The sequence below is a fragment of the Micromonospora sp. NPDC047730 genome, from assembly GCF_043204765.1.
Classification (GTDB): domain Bacteria; phylum Actinomycetota; class Actinomycetes; order Mycobacteriales; family Micromonosporaceae; genus Micromonospora.
On record NZ_JBIDCU010000001.1, the window covers coordinates 617,455 to 634,295 of the forward strand.

At 74.3% G+C, this 16,841-nt stretch carries 16 protein-coding genes; 8 read left to right on the top strand and 8 right to left on the bottom strand.

Features of this window, described 5'->3' with window-relative positions; all coding sequences use genetic code 11:
* Positions 1-469 precede the first annotated feature (469 nt).
* On the top strand, positions 470-1,729 hold the full coding sequence (locus ACGF5G_RS03010; protein ID WP_393258473.1) for an amidohydrolase: 1,260 nt from the start codon (positions 470-472) through the stop codon (positions 1,727-1,729).
* On the opposite strand, the gene ACGF5G_RS03015 is transcribed toward ACGF5G_RS03010, so the two are convergent.
* Entirely contained in the window at positions 1,686-2,660 is a 975-nt protein-coding gene (locus ACGF5G_RS03015; protein ID WP_393258476.1) for a DUF4349 domain-containing protein, read from the bottom strand. The two genes, ACGF5G_RS03010 and ACGF5G_RS03015, sit on opposite strands and share 44 nt — an antisense overlap.
* Positions 2,661-2,777: 117 nt before the next feature.
* On the opposite strand from ACGF5G_RS03015, the gene ACGF5G_RS03020 reads away from it, so the two are divergent.
* The 4 genes from ACGF5G_RS03020 (at position 2,778) to ACGF5G_RS03035 (ending at position 6,241) form a co-directional block, all read left to right on the top strand.
* Positions 2,778-3,407, top strand: a complete 630-nt coding sequence (locus ACGF5G_RS03020) for an MBL fold metallo-hydrolase (protein WP_393258478.1) — start codon at positions 2,778-2,780, stop codon at positions 3,405-3,407.
* A gap of 5 nt (positions 3,408-3,412) precedes the next feature.
* A complete protein-coding gene (locus ACGF5G_RS03025) occupies positions 3,413-4,363 on the top strand; it encodes a hypothetical protein (RefSeq protein ID WP_393258481.1) in 951 nt (316 codons plus the stop codon).
* 37 nt (positions 4,364-4,400) lie between these two features.
* A complete protein-coding gene (locus tag ACGF5G_RS03030; RefSeq protein ID WP_393258484.1) occupies positions 4,401-5,144 on the top strand; it encodes a hypothetical protein in 744 nt (247 codons plus the stop codon).
* 134 nt (positions 5,145-5,278) lie between these two features.
* The gene (locus ACGF5G_RS03035) at positions 5,279-6,241 is read left to right on the top strand and encodes a GNAT family N-acetyltransferase (protein WP_393258486.1); all 963 of its coding nucleotides are present in this window, start codon (positions 5,279-5,281) and stop codon (positions 6,239-6,241) included.
* Between the two features lie 90 nt (positions 6,242-6,331).
* On the opposite strand, the gene ACGF5G_RS03040 is transcribed toward ACGF5G_RS03035, so the two are convergent.
* On the bottom strand, positions 6,332-6,787 hold the full coding sequence (locus tag ACGF5G_RS03040; RefSeq protein ID WP_393258489.1) for a gamma-glutamylcyclotransferase: 456 nt from the start codon (positions 6,785-6,787) through the stop codon (positions 6,332-6,334).
* 106 nt (positions 6,788-6,893) lie between these two features.
* On the opposite strand from ACGF5G_RS03040, the gene ACGF5G_RS03045 reads away from it, so the two are divergent.
* Entirely contained in the window at positions 6,894-8,297 is a 1,404-nt protein-coding gene (locus tag ACGF5G_RS03045) for an NAD(P)H-quinone dehydrogenase (RefSeq protein ID WP_393258491.1), read from the top strand.
* Here ACGF5G_RS03045 and ACGF5G_RS03050 read toward each other — a convergent pair.
* Together ACGF5G_RS03050 and ACGF5G_RS03055 are read right to left on the bottom strand one after the other, a co-directional pair.
* On the bottom strand, positions 8,275-8,922 hold the full coding sequence (locus tag ACGF5G_RS03050; protein WP_393258493.1) for a DUF998 domain-containing protein: 648 nt from the start codon (positions 8,920-8,922) through the stop codon (positions 8,275-8,277). The genes ACGF5G_RS03045 and ACGF5G_RS03050 overlap by 23 nt on opposite strands.
* A 90-nt stretch (positions 8,923-9,012) precedes the next feature.
* A complete protein-coding gene (locus ACGF5G_RS03055) occupies positions 9,013-9,663 on the bottom strand; it encodes a DedA family protein (protein ID WP_393258495.1) in 651 nt (216 codons plus the stop codon).
* 550 nt (positions 9,664-10,213) lie between these two features.
* Between ACGF5G_RS03055 and thrS the strand changes: the two genes are divergently transcribed.
* The gene (thrS, locus tag ACGF5G_RS03060; RefSeq protein WP_393258497.1) at positions 10,214-11,431 is read left to right on the top strand and encodes a threonine--tRNA ligase; all 1,218 of its coding nucleotides are present in this window, start codon (positions 10,214-10,216) and stop codon (positions 11,429-11,431) included.
* A 74-nt stretch (positions 11,432-11,505) separates the two neighbouring features.
* On the opposite strand, the gene ACGF5G_RS03065 is transcribed toward thrS, so the two are convergent.
* The 4 genes from ACGF5G_RS03065 to ACGF5G_RS03080 form a co-directional block, all read right to left on the bottom strand.
* Complete coding sequence (locus ACGF5G_RS03065) at positions 11,506-13,410, bottom strand: ABC transporter ATP-binding protein (RefSeq protein WP_393259198.1); 1,905 nt, start codon at positions 13,408-13,410, stop codon at positions 11,506-11,508.
* A gap of 107 nt (positions 13,411-13,517) precedes the next feature.
* Entirely contained in the window at positions 13,518-15,251 is a 1,734-nt protein-coding gene (locus ACGF5G_RS03070) for an ABC transporter ATP-binding protein (protein WP_393258499.1), read from the bottom strand.
* Entirely contained in the window at positions 15,245-15,709 is a 465-nt protein-coding gene (locus ACGF5G_RS03075) for a MarR family winged helix-turn-helix transcriptional regulator (RefSeq protein ID WP_393258501.1), read from the bottom strand. Before ACGF5G_RS03075 ends, ACGF5G_RS03070 begins: the two co-directional genes overlap by 7 nt.
* Before the next feature lie 25 nt (positions 15,710-15,734).
* The gene (locus tag ACGF5G_RS03080) at positions 15,735-16,181 is read right to left on the bottom strand and encodes a DoxX family protein (protein ID WP_393258503.1); all 447 of its coding nucleotides are present in this window, start codon (positions 16,179-16,181) and stop codon (positions 15,735-15,737) included.
* Positions 16,182-16,266: 85 nt separating this feature from the next.
* On the opposite strand from ACGF5G_RS03080, the gene ACGF5G_RS03085 reads away from it, so the two are divergent.
* Positions 16,267-16,833: a TetR/AcrR family transcriptional regulator gene (locus ACGF5G_RS03085; RefSeq protein ID WP_393258505.1), complete on the top strand. Its 567-nt coding sequence runs from the start codon at positions 16,267-16,269 to the stop codon at positions 16,831-16,833.
* The last annotated feature ends 8 nt before the right edge of the window (positions 16,834-16,841 follow it).

Here is a 16,841-nt window from a genome sequence, read left to right on the forward strand (position 1 = left end):
GGAGGGCTTCCGCGTGCGGCGGGGCGGCGCGGCCCACCGGTCGTGGCGGTTGCCGGAGGGGTTCGGGGGTATCCGACGGGGTGGGCCCGGACGCACACGGTGTGCGGTCGTTCCGTGCTCGGTCGTGTGACCGTCTTCGGAGCCTCGTCGCCGACAGCGGTCGCGTAATTGTCGGAGTGTCAGTTCACCGGACCGACTAATGCGACAATTCGGAACGACGGCCCCGAGATCGGCGTCGATTTGGTGACGGCCGGGTCGGTTACGCGGTGTAGGAGGTGTGGGGCAGATGACGGCGTTCGATCGCGATCTACCTGCTGTCCCGCAGATCTACGAACGCTCCCAGCAGGGCATTCGTGACGCTGTGCGCTCTGATCATCACCGGAACGAGGTTGCGCAGCGTCACCGCCGGAGGTCTAGGCTGTCTGCTGTTCCTGATGATCCATCCATCTCTAGCGAACGAGAATTCGACGTGACGAGTGCGTTGACGCTGCCGACCGGCAACCAGCTGGCGTCGTCCTGGCCGGAGACGCCGTCCGGGTCCCAGCCCCTGCCGTTCGAGCTGGACCACCTGCTCGCCCTCCGGGTGCCCGGGCTGATCGCCACCCGTCGTCACCTCCACTCGCATCCGGAGCTCTCCGGCGAGGAGTTCGAGACGGCCGCCCTGATCGCCCGGGAGCTCTCCCTGGCGGGGCTGAGCCCGCGACTGCTCCCCAAGGGCAACGGGGTCATCTGCGACATCGACGGCCGGCCCGACGGCCCGGTGGTCGCGCTGCGCGCCGACATCGACGCGCTGCCGCTGACCGACTCGAAGGACGTGCCGTACCGCTCCACCGTGGACGGCGTCTGCCACGCCTGCGGCCACGACGTGCACACCACCGTCATGCTCGGCGTCGGCATGCTGCTGGCGCAGCTCGCCGACCTCGGCGAGCTGCCCGGCCGGGTCCGGCTGATCTTCCAGCCGGCCGAGGAGATCCTGCCCTGCGGCTCGCTGGAGGTCATCGAGGCCGGCGGCCTCGACGACGTGGTGCAGATCTTCGCGCTGCACTGCGACCCGAACCAGCCGGTCGGCAAGGTCGGCCTGCGGGTCGGCCCGATCACCGCCGCCGCCGACAACGTCACCGTCCGGCTCACCGGCCCCGGCGGGCACACCGCCCGACCGCACCTGACCGTCGACCTGGTCGACGCGCTGGGCCGCCTGATCACCGAGGTGCCGGCCCTGGTCAGCCGCCGGGTGCCGGCCAACAGCGGGCTGCTGCTGGTGTTCGGCCACGCCTCGGCCGGCACCCGTTACAACGTCATCCCCTCCGAGGCGTGCGCCTCCGGCACCCTGCGGGTGATGGACCGCGACACCTGGGAGCTGGCCCCCAAGATCGTGGGTCAGGTCGTCCGCGACGTCATCGCGCCGACCGGGGCCACCGTAGACCTGGAATACCTGCGCGGTCGCCCCCCGGTCAGCAACGACTCGCGGGCCATCCAGATCCTGACCGCCGCCACCGCCGCCGCGCTCGGGCCGGAGGGCATCGCCGAGACCCCGCAGAGCATGGGCGGCGAGGACTTCTCCTGGTACCTGGAGTACGTCCCCGGCGCGCTCGCCCGGCTCGGCGTGGGCCGCTCCGGCCCGAACGTGGATCTGCACCGCGCCTCGTTCGACGTCGACGAGCGGGCCATCCCGGTCGGCGTGCGGCTCATGGTCCAGACCGCGCTGCGGGCACTGTCGGCGGCGCGGTAGGCAGCGGCTCCGCCGGGCCGGCCGGCGTCACCGGCGGCGGGCCCCTGCGCCGCCGCCGGCGCAGCACCACCAGCAGCACCGCCAGCGGTACGCCGAACACCAGCAGCCAGGGCAGCACCGCGCCCAGCACGGTCAGCAGGACCGTCATCGAGGTGAGGAAGACCTGCCAGCCGCCCTCGAGCCCGACCAGGAAGCCGATCTCGGTCTCCTCGTCGGCGGTGCTGACGTCCGGCCCGACCAGCGACACGGTGATCGTGGACAGGCTGGTCAGGTCCGCCAGCCGCTTCTTCTTCGCCTCCAACGAGGCGAGGTCGGCCTCCCGGCGGGACAGCTCGTTCTCCAGCGACACCAGGTCGGTGATCGTGGTGGCCCGGGCCAGCAGCCGGCGGGCGCTCTCCACCCGGGCGCGCTGGGTGGTGATCCGGGCGTCCAGGTCGACCACCTGTTCGGTGACGTCCTCGGTGTGGATCTCCCGGCGCTGCTGCCGGCCCAGCTTCGCCAGCTCGTCGACGACCTCGTGGAACTTCGCCGCCGGCACCCGCAGCTCCAGCTGCGCCGTCGCGTCGGCGTCGGCGCTGCGCCGCTGGTCGCCGCCGACGAAGCCGCCGACCGCCGTCACGGTGGCGACCGCGCTCCGCGCGGCGGCATCCACATCGTCCACCTGCACCCGCATCGTGCCGGTGTAGATGATGGACCGCTGGTCCACCCGCAGGTCCGGCGCGCCGGCACCGCCCTGCTCGGCCTGCCCGCCACCCCGCTCCGCCCCGCTGCCGGCCCGGTTCTTGTCCGCCGGCGCGGCCTCCGGCGCGCTGACGGCCGAGTCCCTGCTCCCGCCGGAGTCGCCGCTGCCACAGGCCACCAACCCCAGCAGCGCGACCAGCGCGGCGGCCGTCAGCCCTGCGCCCCGACGCCGTCGTTCCCGTCCGTCCATCCCGGTTCCCCTCGTCCTCGCCCCCGTGTGGGGCGATACGTCAGACGTGGCGCGCCAACACGCCGGTTCCGGCAGACTGCGCTCAGGACATCACGATTCGATAATCTTGGAGTCACGATGCACGTCACCAAGTACGCCCACTCCTGCCTCCGCGTGGAGCACGACGGGGGAGTGCTCGTCGTCGACCCGGGCATGTTCAGCGAGCCCGCGGCACTCGACGGGGCGGACGCGGTGCTGATCACCCACGAGCATCCCGACCACGTGCACGTCGAGGCGGTCACCCGGCAGCTCGACCGGCGTCCGTTCCGCATCCACGGCCCGGCCACCCTCGCCGGCACCCTGGGCGACGCGGCCGAGGCGCTCGACCCGGTCCAGCCCGGACAGTCGTTCACGGCCGCCGGGGTGCCGGTGCGCGCCTACGGCGGCCGGCACGCCGTGATCCACCCCGACATCCCGGTGGTGGACAACCTGGCCTACCTGATCGGCGACGTGGTCTACCACCCCGGGGACTCCCTGGTCGTCCCGGAGGACGTGCAGGTCGACACGCTCTTCCTGCCGATCCACGCCCCGTGGACGAAGTTCTCCGAGTCGTTGGACTTCCTCCGCGCCGTCGCCCCGCGCCGGGCGTACGCGCTGCACGACGGGCTGCTCAACGACCACGGGCTCGGCGTCCTGAACAGCAACTTCACCCGGCTCTCCGAGGTCGACTACCGCCGGCTCGAACCGGGCACGCGAATCGACGCCTGACGGCGATGCCCGGCCCGCCCCGAGAGCTGGTGCACCGGCTCTACACCACCCCGCCGGAGCGGTTCGTCACGATCCGCGACGAGGCCGCCGCCGAGGCGCGCCGGGCCGGCGACCCGAAGACCGCCCGGGAGATCGCCCGGCTGCGTCGCCCCACCGTGGCCGCCTGGCTCGTCAACCTGCTCGCCATCCGCCGCCCCGAGCTGGTCGCCGACCTGGCCCAGCTCGCCGAGGCGCTGCGGTCCGCCCAACGCGAACTGCGCGGGCCCCGGCTCCGGGAGCTGTCCGCCCAGCGGCGGGCGGTGGTCGGCGCGCTCGTCGCCGAGGTGCGCAAGCTGGCGGCCGAGGCCGAGGGGGCGCCGTCGGCCGGGAAGCTGCCGCTGGCCGAGGTGGAGGGCACCCTCAACGCCGCGCTCTCCGACACCGAGGTCGCCGAGCAGGTCCGCTCCGGCCGGCTGCTGCGGGCCGCCAACTACGCCGGGTTCGGGGAGGTGCCCCGCCCGCAGCTGCGCCTGGTGACCGGCGGCGAGGAGCCGGAACCGGAGCCCCGGCCCGAGCCGGCCGGAAAGCGGCGGGCGGGTGCCGACCGGGCCGCCCTCCGCGCCGAGCAGGCGGAACGAGCGGCCCGGGCGGAACGGGCCCGGCGGCGGCGGGCGCTGGAGAAGGAGCTGGCGAAGGCGCGTACCGACCAGGAACGGGCCGAGGCGGAGCTGGCCGACGCGACGGCGGCCGAGCGCGACGGCGCCGCCGCCCTGGACGCGATCGAGGCGGAGCTGGCCGAGCTGGAGCGGCGACGGGCCGTCGCCGAGCAGGACCTGAGCCGGGCGAAGCTCGCCCGCCGCGGGGCGGAACGGACCGCCACCGCCGCCCGCCGTCGCGCCGGCGAGGTCGAGGCGGCGGTGGAGGCCCTCGACGCCGAAGAGGGGGATGCCGAGCCGGGCGACGACGCGGCAGACTGACCCCTGTGGACGGACGGGTCGACCCGGGAGCGGGCGGATGACGCCGGAACAGGTCGCCGCGGCCAGCAAGCCCGTCGTGCTCGAGCTCGGTGACGCCTTCACCCGCTGCCCGACCACCCTGCGCCGGGCGCGGCTGCTCGGGATCTCCGGCTGGGCGTTCTACGTCACCGGCCGGGCCGGCGCCCTCGGCGACGTCCGCGCCGAGACGGTCGCCGCCGCCCTCGGCTTCCTCGCCCCCGACGCGGTCGCCGACGGTTGGGACGCTGCCCTGCGCACCGTCCGGCCGGTCGAGGTGGCCGCCGCCACCCTCGCCGAGTGCTGCCGCTGGGGTGACGAGCACCTCGACGCCCTCCCCGGGGCGGGTCGGCTCGCGGCGCTGCTCGGCCGGGCCGTCGAGGCGGCGGACGCCAGCGGCATGCCGCTCTTCGCCGCGTGGCGGGCGATGCCGGTGCCGGAGCGCACCGCCGGCGCCCGGGCCGCCGTCGGCCTGCGCCTGCTCCGGGAGCACTTCGCCGGGGCGTACCTGCTCGCTGTCCGGGCCGGCGGGATGACCCCGCTGGAGGCCGTGCTCGCCGGGCCGGAGGGGGAGGCGGGCGCGGTGGCCTGCGGCTGGCCGCCGCCGTACCCGCCGGTCGGGCCGCTGGTCCGGCGGCGGCTCTGGGCCGAGGCGGTGACCGACCGGCTGACCTCGCCGGCGTTCGCGGCGCTCGGCCCGGCGGACGGCGCCGAGCTGGTGGATCTGCTCCTCGCGACCCGGGCCCGCCTGGCGGGCCGGGGCTGAGCGCGCTTCCGTCGGCACCCGTGCCGGCATCCCGGGCCGGTACGGCCCGACGCCCCGGCGCCGGGACCGGCGTGACGTGGGGGCCGCGGAAAATTCGGCGGCATTCCGCCGGCCCGCCTGTCAGGATCGCCCCCGTGACTCTCCCCGCCGGCTGGCACGCCCGCCGCCCCACCCTCGACGACGTGCCGGCGATCCTGGCCGTGGTGCACGTCGCCGACACCTTCGCCGTCGGTCACCCCGACTTCGACGCCGAGGACGTCACGGCCGCGCTGACCGCGCCGTTCTTCGACCCGGCGCGCGACTCGTGGCTGGTCACCGACCCGGAGGGCGTGGTCGTGGCCTGGGCGACGCTGGACAATCCGACCGGCGTGGGGCGCGAGTTCGTCGAGGTGTACGTGGACCCGGAGCGCGGCGCCGACGTGCGCGCGCCGCTGCTCGCCCGGCAACTCGACCGCGTCGCCGAACGCGCCGCCGAGCGGGGCCTGCCGGAGCTGACCGTGCGTACGGCCGTCTTCGCCCCCGAGACGCGTTGGGCGGCGGAGCTGGCCGAGGCCGGGTTCAGCCGGGCCAAGCGGTACGTGCGGATGCGCCGACCGCTGGCCGGGCTGCCCGCCGAGCCGCCGCCCCCGCCCGGGGTGACCGTCCGCCCGCTGCGCGGCGACGACGAGACCGACCTGCGCGAGTTCCACCGCATCTACGACATCGCGTTTCGCGACACCCCGGACTACGAGCCCGTCGGCTTCGACCGGTGGCGGGAGCGGATCATCCCGTTCGGCACCACCTGGGACGAGTGGTTCGTCGCCGAGGTCGACGGGGTGCCGGCCGGGGCGCTCCAGTCCTCCGACCAGGCGCTGGAGCAGAACGAGGGCTTCGTACGCAGCCTGTCGGTGCTGCCGGCGTACCGGCGGCGGGGGGTGGGGGCGGCGCTGCTGTGGCGGGCCTTCACCGTCTATGCCGCCAAGGGCCGGGAGGCCGCCGGGCTGGGCGTCGACCTGACCAACCCGACCGCCCCGGTCACGCTCTACCGGTCCGTGGGGCTGCGCGAGGTGCGCTGGACCGACATGTACGAGTTGGTCGTCCCGGCCACGGGTGTGTGATTGACGACCCCGGCCGGGGCCGGATCGAGGCGGCGGCCCGCCCGGTAGCAGACTGGGGCCGTGGGAAACGCGCTGGGCCGACGAGCCGCGTCAGGCCGACGCGGTGCCGGTGGGGCGGGACCGCAGCTCGGTGACGTAGTCGTCCGGCGCGCCCGCCTTCTCGGCGGCGTTCGCGATCTCCGACAGGTACCACGAGGTGGGCAGGCCGCCCTCGTAGCCGTCGAAGACGTAGACCCACGCGGTCACGTCCCCGTCGAGGGTGGAGACACGCACGTGCAGCTTGCGGTACGTGCCGGCGGTCACCCCCTCGATCTCGTCGAGTTGGGCGGCGTCGTAGGGGTGGATGTCGTAGAGCGCCACGAACACCCGGTCGCCGGGGGACTCGACGATGGTGCTGACCGCGCCCTCCCAGCCGATCACGTCCTCGCCCGCGAAGGTGAGCCGCCAGCCTTCCAGCCAGCCGGTGCCCACCATCGGCGAGTGTGGGCAGTAGGCGCGCATGCGGGCGGGGTCGAGGTTTGAGCCGTAGGCGGCGTAATGACGCACGGCGATGACGATAGCCCGCCCGCCGGGTGGGGGAGAATACGACGGTGCGTGTCGGACGCGTTCGGGAGAAGAAAGTCACTGTGAGCACTGACGAAGGGCGAGCGCTGTGAGCCGGATCGTGATCATCGGCGGCGGACCGGCGGGCTACGAGGCCGCCCTGGTCGCCGCGCAGCTTGACGCCGACGTCACCGTCGTGGAGGCCGAAGGTGCCGGCGGTGCCTGCGTGCTCTCCGACTGCGTCCCGTCGAAGACCTTCATCGCCAGCTCGGAGGTGGTGACCGGCTACCGGGACACCGAGGAGTTCGGGGTGCACTCCGACGGGCTGGAGGCCGTCACCGTCGACGCCCGGGCGGTGCACGAGCGGGTCAAGCGCCTCGCGCTGGCCCAGTCCGCCGACATCCACGCCAAGCTGGTCAAGGCGGGGGTGACCTTCGTCGCGGGCACCGCCCGGCTCGGCGAGGACATGCTCGGCCACACCCACCGCGTGGTCGTCACCCCGGCCGACGGCGGCGAGGAGCACACGATCGACGCGTCGACCGTGCTGATCGCCACCGGCGCCACCCCGCGCCAACTGCCCACCGCCGTACCGGACGGCGAGCGCATCCTGACCTGGCGTCAGGTGTACGACCTGCCGGAGCTGCCCGAGCACCTGGTCGTGGTCGGTTCCGGCGTCACGGGCGCCGAGTTCGCCAGCGCCTACCTCGCGATGGGCGTGCAGGTGACCCTGGTCTCCAGCCGCGACCGGGTGATGCCGCACGAGGACGCCGACGCGGCGATGGCCATCGAGCGGGTCTTCCGCAACCGGGGCATGAGCATCCTGAACAACTCCCGGGCCGACGCCGTGCGCCGCACCGCCGACGGGGTGGAGGTCGAGCTCTCCGACGGCCGGAAGGTGTCCGGATCGCACGCGCTGATCGCGGTCGGCTCGATCCCCAACACCGCCGACCTTGGCCTGGCCGAGTACGGCGTCGAGCTGGCCCGGGGCGGGTACGTCACCGTCGACCGGGTCTCCCGCACCAACGTGCCCGGCATCTACGCCGCCGGCGACTGCACCGGGGTGCTGCCGCTGGCCAGCGTCGCCGCCATGCAGGGCCGGATCGCGATGTGGCACGCGCTCGGCGAGGCCGTCCGGCCGCTGCGGCTGCGTACCGTCGCGGCGAACGTGTTCACCGACCCGGAGCTGGCCACCGTCGGCGTCTCGCAGGACGAGGTCGACGCGGGCAAGGTGCCGGCCCGGCAGGTCATGCTGCCGCTGGACGGCAACGCCCGCGCGAAGATGGACGGCCTCGCCGACGGCTTCGTCAAGCTCTTCTGTCGGCCGGCGAGCGGCCAGGTGATCGGCGGCGTGGTGGTGGCGCCGAAGGCGAGCGAGCTGATCCTGCCGATCACCATGGCGGTGGAGAACAACCTCACCGTCAACGAGCTGGCCCAGACCATCACGATCTACCCGAGCCTGTCCGGCTCCGTCACCGAGGCCGCCCGCCAGCTCATGCTCCACGAGCTGGAGTGACCCGGCCGCCCGGGAGGTCGGCCGTGGGCGACCGGCGGAGCAGGGTGACCGCGACGACGGCGAGCACGGCGACCTCGGCGAGGATGAGCAGCCGCTCGACGAGCCCGAGCAGCAGCCGGTCGCCCGGGTAGGCCGACCAGACCATCGTCGCGGCGAGGGCCAGGCTGACCAGGGTGAGCCCGCGGACCGCGCGGGCGACGGCCGGCAGCCGGGCCGCGAGCAGCCAGCCGGCGAGCGGCAGCGCCAGGAAGGCGACCACCGAGGCGTACCGGTGGACGTAGGCGGCGGTGTCCATGGGCAGGCCGGGCTCGTTCGTCGGCACGACCGCGGCCAGCAGCAGCCCGCCGATCCAGGCGGCCAGGAGCAGCTCGGCGGTCCGCCCCGGGCGGGCGGCGGGGAAGCGGTGCGCGCGCCGCAGGGCGGGCAGGAGGACGGCGGTGGCCGCGGCGAGCACGACCATGGCCGCGTCGATCACGCCGCCGCGGTCGGAGACCGCGAAGTCGCTGACGGTCAGTGCCCAGGGGTTCAGGTCGTCGTTCACCTCGACGTGGCCGATCACGGCGAGCAGCGCCGCCACGGCGATCCCGCCGAGGGCCAGCAGTCCACTGTTCCGGGTACCAGGCATGTCTCAGCCTGTCCCGCGGGGGACCCCAGACGGATCCGGGCGGGCCACCGAGATCGGTCCCGGGGACCACCCCTAGGCGGCCGGGGTGGGTCAGTCCGCCCCGGGAACGTCCGCCCGCGCCCCGACGACGACCGGCACCGCCGGATCCGGCCCGGTTGCCCGCCGGGCGCCGACGACGGTCATGGCCCAGCCCGCCGCCGCGAACCCGGCCGCCGCCACCGCCGCGATCACCGCCAGCCGCCACGCCGACTCGGTCAGCGCCGTCCCGCCCAGGTGCCCGACCAGCCCGCCGTACGTCGCCCAGCCCAGCGCCGCCAGGCCCTCGTAGAGCAGGAACAGCCGGTACGGGTACCGGCTGCGGCCGGCGGAGAAGCAGGCCGCCATCCGGCCGCCCGGCACGAAGCGGCAGAGCAGGATGACGAGCGGGCCGGGCCGGCGCAGCCCCTGGGTGACCCGGCTGGCGACCCGTCGGGCCCGGCCCGGCGCGACGCCGCGCGGCGACCGGCGGTCGGGTGCGCCCCGCCCGATCAGGTAGCAGGCGAGGTCCCCGGCGAAGACGCCGAGCGCGCCGACGGCGATGGTCACCGGCAGGTTCAGCCCGCCGTACACGGTCAGGGCGCCGCTGGTGATCATGACGACCTGGGTGGGGATCACCGGGACGAAGGCGTCGGCGACCAGCAGCGCGAGCAGCGCGAGGTACGCCCAGGTCGGCGACGCGACCTCAGTGAGTAGTTCGGGCACCACTGCCACCTCGCCGGATGGGGCCGATCGGGGTACCGAGCCTGACGGCGTGTCCGGCGTCACCGGGCACAGCCCTGGCGCGTGGTGACCGCCGACACGGCAGGGCTACCCGGGACCAACGAGCGGGTGTCGGCGAAGGTGACGCGACGGCGTACCGCCGCCGGGGGTCGGCGGATCGGCGTCGGTCGGCGTACCGTTGTCGGCGCGCGGCCCCACCGCCGTCGGGTCCCCCGTTCTCGACGACGGGGCCGCCGCGGGCCGCCGGCAGGTCCCGTGCCGGCGGCCCGCCCCCGTTCCGTGGGCCGTCCGCTCCCGCGACCCCGGGCAGGGCGTGAGGTGCCGCGCCGCCCGCGTAAAACCGGCTGCGGCCCCCGTGCGGGCGGGCGTACCGTCGCCGCATGAGCAGTGCGGTGCTGACGACGACGCCGGGAGACCCCGGCGCGCCGCACTGACCTGACCGTCGACGAGGCCCCGGGGCGATCCGCCCCGGGGCCTCGTGGCGTCCGGTGACCGGGTCGCCTCCGGGTCGTACCCGATCAAGGAGCGCGACATGATCGACCACCGCAGGCTCGGCCGGGAGCTGGACCTGTTCGTCTCCGACCCGCTGGCCGGCGCCGGGCTGCCGCTCTGGCTGCCGGCCGGCGCCGCTGCCCGGCACGCCGTCGAGGAGTACGTCCGCGACCTGGAGCGCCGGGCCGGCTACCGGCACGTGCACACCCCGCCGCTGGGCAAGCGGGAGCTGTTCGAGCTCTCCGGCCACCTCGGCTACTTCGCCGACGACATGTTCCCCCCGATGAAGCTCTCCGCCGACGACGAGTTCGTGTTGCGCCCGGCGCTCTGCCCGCACCACGCCCTCGTCTACCGGGCCCGGGGCCGCTCCTACCGGGAACTGCCGCTGCGGATCGCCGAGCTGGGCGGCATGTACCGGGCCGAGCGCTCGGGGGTGCTCGGGGGGCTGTCCCGGGTGCGGGCCATCTCGCTCAACGACGCGCACAACTTCTGCGCCCTGGAGCAGGTGGGCGAGGAGGTGGCGGAGATCCTCCGGCTGATCCGCGAGGCGCACGCCGCGCTCGGCGTACGGCCGGCGGGGTTCCGGCTGTCGCTGCGCGGGCCGGGGGAGAAGTACGTCGGGGACGACGACCAGTGGGCGCGGGCCGAGGAGCTGCTCCGCGCCGCGCTCGACGGGGTGGAGTTCACCGAGGCCCCGGGGGAGGCGGCGTTCTACGGGCCGAAGATCGACATCCAGGTGCTGGACGCCGCCGGGCGGGAGTCCACCCTCTCCACCGTCCAGCTCGACTTCGACAAGCCGGAGCGGTTCGACCTGTCGTACACCGACCCGACCGGGGGGCGGCGTCGACCGGTGATGGTGCACCGCAGCCTCGTCGGCAGCATGGAGCGGCTGTTCGCGTACCTGATCGAGGTGCACGAGGGCGCCTTCCCCGCCTGGTACGCCCCGGTGCAGCTGGTCGTGCTGCCGGTCGGGGACGACCAGGCCGGGGCGGCGGCCCGGCTCGCCCGGGACGCGCTCGCGGCGGGGCTGCGGGTCGAGGTGGAGTCGGCCGGCTCGCTGGGTGCCCGCATCCGCGACGCCGCCCGCGCCCGGGTCCCGTACGCCGCCGTGATCGGCCCCCGCGAGGCGGCCGAGGGCGACGTCTCGCTGCGCCTGCGCGGCGGCCGCGCCCTGGACCCGATGCCCGCCGCCGACGCCCTCCGGCTGATCGGCGCGGTGGTGGCCGGGCGCGGCGCGGCCCTCCTTCCGGCGCACTGAGCCTCCGCCCGGCCCCGGCCCCGCCGCCCGGCCGCCCGTCGCGGCCGGGCGGTCTGTCGTCACGGCGACCACCGTCACAGCGACGCGGGCTCGGGGTCGGGCCGGGCGGCGGCGGTGAACTGCGACCGGTACAGCCGGTGGTACGCGCCCCGCGCGGCCAGCAACTCGTCGTGCGTGCCCTGCTCCACGATCCGGCCGTCCTCCATCATCAGGATCAGGTCGGCGTCGCGGATGGTGGAAAGCCGGTGCGCGATGACGAAGCTGGTGCGGTCCGAGCGCAGGGCGGCCATCGCCCGCTGGAGCAGCACCTCGGTGCGGGTGTCCACGGAGCTGGTCGCCTCGTCCAGGATCAGCAGCGACGGCTCGGCGAGGAACGCCCGGGCGATCGTGATGAGCTGCTTCTCGCCCGCGCTGACGTTGCTGCCCTCCTCGTCGATGACCGTGTCGTAGCCGTCGGGGAGGCTGCGCACGAACCGGTCCACGAACGTCGCCCGGGCCGCGGCCAGGATCTCCTCCTCGGATGCGCCCGGCCGGCCGTAGGCGATGTTGTCGCGGATGGTGCCGCCGAAGAGCCAGGTGTCCTGGAGCACCATCCCGATCCGGCCGCGCAGGTCGTCGCGGCGCATCGTGGTGATGTCCACGCCGTCCAGGGTGATCCGGCCGGCGTCCAGCTCGTAGAAGCGCATGACCAGGTTGACCAGGGTGGTCTTGCCGGCCCCGGTCGGCCCGACGATGGCGACGGTGTGCCCGGGCTCGGCCACCAGCGACAGGTCCTCGATCAGCGGCTTGTCCGGGGCGTACCGGAAGGAGACGTGCGCGAACTCGACCCGGCCGTGCGGGTCGCGCACCCGGGCCGGCTCGGCCGGGTCGGGGCTCTGCTCCTCGGCGTCGAGCACCGCGAAGACCCGCTCGGCGGAGGCCACCCCGGACTGGAGCAGGTTCGCCATCGAGGCGACCTGGGTGAGCGGCTGGGTGAACTGCCGGGAGTACTGGATGAACGCCTGCACGTCGCCGAGGCTCATCGACCCCGACGCCACCCGCAGTCCGCCGACCACGGCGATCGCCACGTAGCTGAGGTTCCCGACGAACATCATCGCCGGCATGATGATCCCGGAGATGAACTGGGCGCCGAAGCTGGCCCGGAACAGCTCCTCGTTCTTGGCGGTGAAGGCGGCCTCCACCTCGCGCTGCCGGCCGAAGACCTTGACCAGCTCGTGGCCGGTGAACGCCTCCTCGATCTGGCCGTTCAGCTCGCCGGTGTGCGTCCACTGGGCGATGAACTGCGCCTGCGACCGCTTGGCGATCGCGCCGGTGACGACGACCGACACCGGCACCGCGACCAGCGCCACCAGGGCCAGCAACGGCGAGATCCAGAACATCATGGCCAGCACGCCGACCACGGTGAGCAGCGAGGTGAGCAACTGGCTCAGCGTCTGCTGGAGGCTGGTCGAGATGTTGTCGATGTCGTTGGTGACCCGGCTGAGCAGCTCGCCGCGGGGCTGTCGGTCGAAGTAGGGCAGCGGCAGCCGGTTGAGCTTGTCCTCCACGTCGGCGCGCAGCCGCAGCACGGTCCGCTGCACCACGCCGTTGAGCAGCCAGCCCTGCCACCACATCAGCGCGCTGGCCGCCAGGTAGAGGCCGAGCGCCAGCAGCAGCACCCGCGCCAGCGCGGCGAAGTCGATGCCCACGCCGGGCACCACGTCCATCCGCGCGAGCATGTCGGCGAAGCTGTCGTTGCCGGCCGCCCGGGCCGCGGCCACCGCCTGGTCGGCGGTGGTGCCCGCCGGCAGTTGCCGGCCGATCACCCCGGTGAAGATCAGGTCGGTGGCGTGCCCGAGCACCTTCGGCCCGACCACGCTCAGCCCGACGCTGACCACCGCCAGCGCGATCACCGCGACGAGCGCGAGGCGGTCCGGGCGCAGCCGGCGCAGCAGCCGCCGGGCCGACGGCCCGAAGTTCATCGACCGCTCGGCGGGCATCCCGGCCCCCGCCCACGGCGGGCCGCCACGCTGCCCGCCGCCCGGCAGCCGCTTCGGCGTCTGCGCGTCGGCGGCCGGCTTCTGCTGCGGTACGGCGGTTCGCTCGCTCACGCCGCCACCCCCGTCGTGTTCTGCGACGCCACGATCTCGGCGTACGTCGGGCAGGTTTCCAGCAACTCGTCGTGTCGGCCCATCCCGACCACGCCCCCGTCCTCCAACACGATGATCTGGTCGGCCCCGACGATCGTGGAGACCCGCTGCGCCACGATCACCACGGCGGCGTCCGCGGTGACCGGCCGCAGCGCCGCCCGCAGCCGCGCGTCGGTGCCGAGGTCGAGCGCGGAGAAGGAGTCGTCGAAGAGGTAGATCTCCGGCCGGCGCACCAGGGCCCGGGCGATCGCGAGCCGCTGCCGCTGCCCGCCGGAGACGTTCGTGCCGCCCTGCGCGATCGGCGACGCCAGCCCCTCGGGCATCGCCTCGACGAAGTCCCGTGCCTGGGCGATCTCCAGCGCGTCCCAGAGTTCCGCGTCGGTCGCGTCCGGGTTGCCGTAGCGCAGGTTGCTCGCCACCGTCCCGGTGAACAGGTAGGGCTTCTGCGGCACCAGCCCGATCCGGCGCCACAGCTCGTCCGGCGCCAGGTCGCGGACGTCGACGCCGTCGACCAGCACGGTGCCGGCGGTCACGTCGACCAGCCGGGGGACGAGCGACAGCAGCGTGGTCTTGCCCGCGCCGGTGCTGCCGATCACCGCCGTGGTGGTCCCCGGCGTCACCCGGAAGGACACGTCCCGCAGCACCGGTGCGGCCGCCCCCGGATACCGGAACGACACGTCGCGCAGCTCCAGCTCGCCGCGCGTGGACACCTCGGTGACCGGGCGGGGCGCCGGCACCACCGAGGAGTCGGTGTCCAGCACCTCGACGATCCGCTCCGCGCAGACCGCCGCGCGGGGCACCATCATCAGCATGAAGGTGGCCATCATGACGGCCATCAGGATCTGCATCAGGTATTGCAGGAAGGCGGTGAGGGCGCCGACCTGGATCGCCCCGGCGTCGACGCGCTGGGCGCCGAACCAGAGCACCGCGACGCTGGAGACGTTGAGCACCAGCATCACCACGGGGAAGATCAACGCCATCAGGCGGCCGGTGCGCAGGGCGGTCGCGGTGAGGTCGGCGTTCGCGGTGGCGAAGCGCCGCGTCTCGTACGGCTCCCGGACGAACGCCCGGACCACCCGGATGCCGGTGATCTGCTCCCGCAGCACCCGGTTGACCGTGTCGATCCGGGTCTGCATGAGCCGGAAGCCCGGCACCATCCGCCGGATGATCAGCCCCAGGGCGACGGCCAGCACGGGCACGCTGACCAGCATCAGCCAGGAGAGCCCGAGATCCTCGCGCAGCGCCATCACCACGCCGCCGACGCTCATGATCGGCGCGGCGACCAGCATGGTGCAGCTCATCAGCACGAGCATCTGCACCTGCTGCACGTCGTTGGTGTTGCGGGTGATCAGCGAGGGCGCGCCGAACCGGGCCACCTCGCGGGCGGAGAAGCGGTTCACGTGCCCGAACACCGCCGACCGCACGTCCCGGCCGAAGCCCATCGCGGTGCGCGCGCCGAGGTAGACGGCGGCGACGGAGCAGACAATCTGCACCAGGCTGACCGCGAGCATCCACCCGCCGGTGCGCATGATGTAGTCGGTGTCGCCCCGCGCCACGCCGAGGTCGATGATGTCGGCGTTGAGACTGGGCAGGTAGAGCGAGGCCATCGTGCCGACGAACTGGAGCAGCAGCACCGCCGCCAGTGCCCGGTGGTAGGGGCGCAGGTGTGTGCGCAGCAGCCGGATCAACATGTCGGTGCCCCTTCCGGCGTGCCGGCGTCGCCGCTGCCGATGACCTCCAGGAGGAACTGGCGGATCACCGCCGCCTTCGCCGGGTCGGCGTCGACCGAGGTGAGCGGAGCGCCGGACCGGATCACGGCGGTCAGCGCGTCGATCCGGGCCTGCCCGGCCCGGGTGATCGCGATCCGGATGCTGCGCCGGTCGGCCTCGTCGCGCTGCCGCTCGACCAGGCCGTCGCGTTCCAGCGTGTCGACGATGCCGGTGAGGGTGGCCGGCCGGACGAAGCAGTGCTCGGCCACCGTGCGGTGCGGCAGCTCGCCGTGTTCGGCGAGGGTCATCAGGGTGGCCATCCCGGCCTGGGTGAGCCCGTGTTCCTCGGCGAGGTAGCGGTTCCACCGCTGCCCGGTGACGTGCCCGGCGACCACGAGCAGTCGCCCGAGGGGCACGTCCCGCAGCTCGATCAGTTTCATGGTGGCCAGATTAGCCTCCTGAACGTCAGGCCCCAAACGAAATAGCGACGGCCGCGCCGACGAAGAGGACCTGTTCCGCCGTCCGTGGTCCCAGGGGGGTCGCCGGCCGGCCCCCGAGGGTCAGCCCGCGCCGCACCGCCGAGACGTTCGCCGGGAACATGGCCAGCATCAACAGGGCCAGCCCGGCCGCGGCCCAGCGGGCGGTCGCCGGCACGAGCAGCCCGGCCGCGCCCACCAGTTCCAGCACCCCGGTGACCGTGACCAGGACGTCGGGTCGGGGGAGAGCGGGCGGCACCATCGCGATCATGTCCGACCGGTAGGTGGCGGCGAAGTGCGCGAGGCCGGTCACCACGAACATCAGCGCCAGCCCCACCCGCAGCGCGGGGTGCCAGCCGTCGAGCGCGGCCACGCCGGCCAGGCCGGCCAGCCGGGCGAGCGCGGTGCCGGCCACGAGCGCGATCAGTGGAGCCATCGATACCTCCCAGGAAGGCGAACTTGTCGGCGACAAGATTGCGCCCCGAGGTGGCATCTTGTCAATGGCAAGATAGGATCGCGGCATGACCGGAACACGCGGCTACCACCACGGCGACTTGCGTCGCGCCCTGCTCGCCGCGGCGGTGCGGGTGATCGAGGAGTCCGGCCCCGGGACGCTGAGCCTGCGCGACCTGGCCCGCCGGGCCGGCGTCTCGCACGCCGCACCGGCGCACCACTTCGGCGACAAGGCCGGCCTGCTCACCGCCCTCGCCGCCGAGGGCTTCGACCTGCTCGCCGAGGCGTTGGGCGGCGCGGCGGACCTGCTGGAGAGCGGCGTCGCGTACGTCGACTTCGCCGTCCGGCACCGCGCGCACTTCGAGGTGATGTTCCACCCGGACCTCTACCGGGCCGACGCCGACGAGGTGGCGGCGGCCCGCCGGCGCGCCGGCGACGCGCTGTACGCCGGGGTCGCCGGGCTGCCCCAGGGGCGCCCGACGGCGGAGGACCCGCAGGGCGACGCGCTCGCCGCCTGGTCGATCGTGCACGGCTTCGCCACGCTCTGGCTCGCCGGCGTGCTGCCGGAGCGGGTCGGTGACGACCCCCGGGCCGCCGCCCGCGACGTCATCCGACGCCTCTTCCCGACGGAGTGATGGCCGGC

What these genes read in the sequence shown, in the direction of transcription:
- ACGF5G_RS03015 (WP_393258476.1), bottom strand. Translation starts at nt 2,660, where the DNA reads ATGGACGGACGGGAACGACGGCGTCGGGGCGCAGGGCTGACGGCCGCC.
- ACGF5G_RS03020 (WP_393258478.1), top strand. Translation starts at nt 2,778, where the DNA reads ATGCACGTCACCAAGTACGCCCACTCCTGCCTCCGCGTGGAGCACGAC.
- ACGF5G_RS03025 (WP_393258481.1), top strand. Translation starts at nt 3,413, where the DNA reads ATGCCCGGCCCGCCCCGAGAGCTGGTGCACCGGCTCTACACCACCCCG.
- ACGF5G_RS03030 (WP_393258484.1), top strand. Translation starts at nt 4,401, where the DNA reads ATGACGCCGGAACAGGTCGCCGCGGCCAGCAAGCCCGTCGTGCTCGAG.
- ACGF5G_RS03050 (WP_393258493.1), bottom strand. Translation starts at nt 8,922, where the DNA reads ATGCCTGGTACCCGGAACAGTGGACTGCTGGCCCTCGGCGGGATCGCC.
- thrS (WP_393258497.1), top strand. Translation starts at nt 10,214, where the DNA reads ATGATCGACCACCGCAGGCTCGGCCGGGAGCTGGACCTGTTCGTCTCC.
- ACGF5G_RS03065 (WP_393259198.1), bottom strand. Translation starts at nt 13,410, where the DNA reads ATGCCCGCCGAGCGGTCGATGAACTTCGGGCCGTCGGCCCGGCGGCTG.
- ACGF5G_RS03070 (WP_393258499.1), bottom strand. Translation starts at nt 15,251, where the DNA reads ATGTTGATCCGGCTGCTGCGCACACACCTGCGCCCCTACCACCGGGCA.
- ACGF5G_RS03075 (WP_393258501.1), bottom strand. Translation starts at nt 15,709, where the DNA reads ATGAAACTGATCGAGCTGCGGGACGTGCCCCTCGGGCGACTGCTCGTG.
- ACGF5G_RS03080 (WP_393258503.1), bottom strand. Translation starts at nt 16,181, where the DNA reads ATGGCTCCACTGATCGCGCTCGTGGCCGGCACCGCGCTCGCCCGGCTG.
- ACGF5G_RS03085 (WP_393258505.1), top strand. Translation starts at nt 16,267, where the DNA reads ATGACCGGAACACGCGGCTACCACCACGGCGACTTGCGTCGCGCCCTG.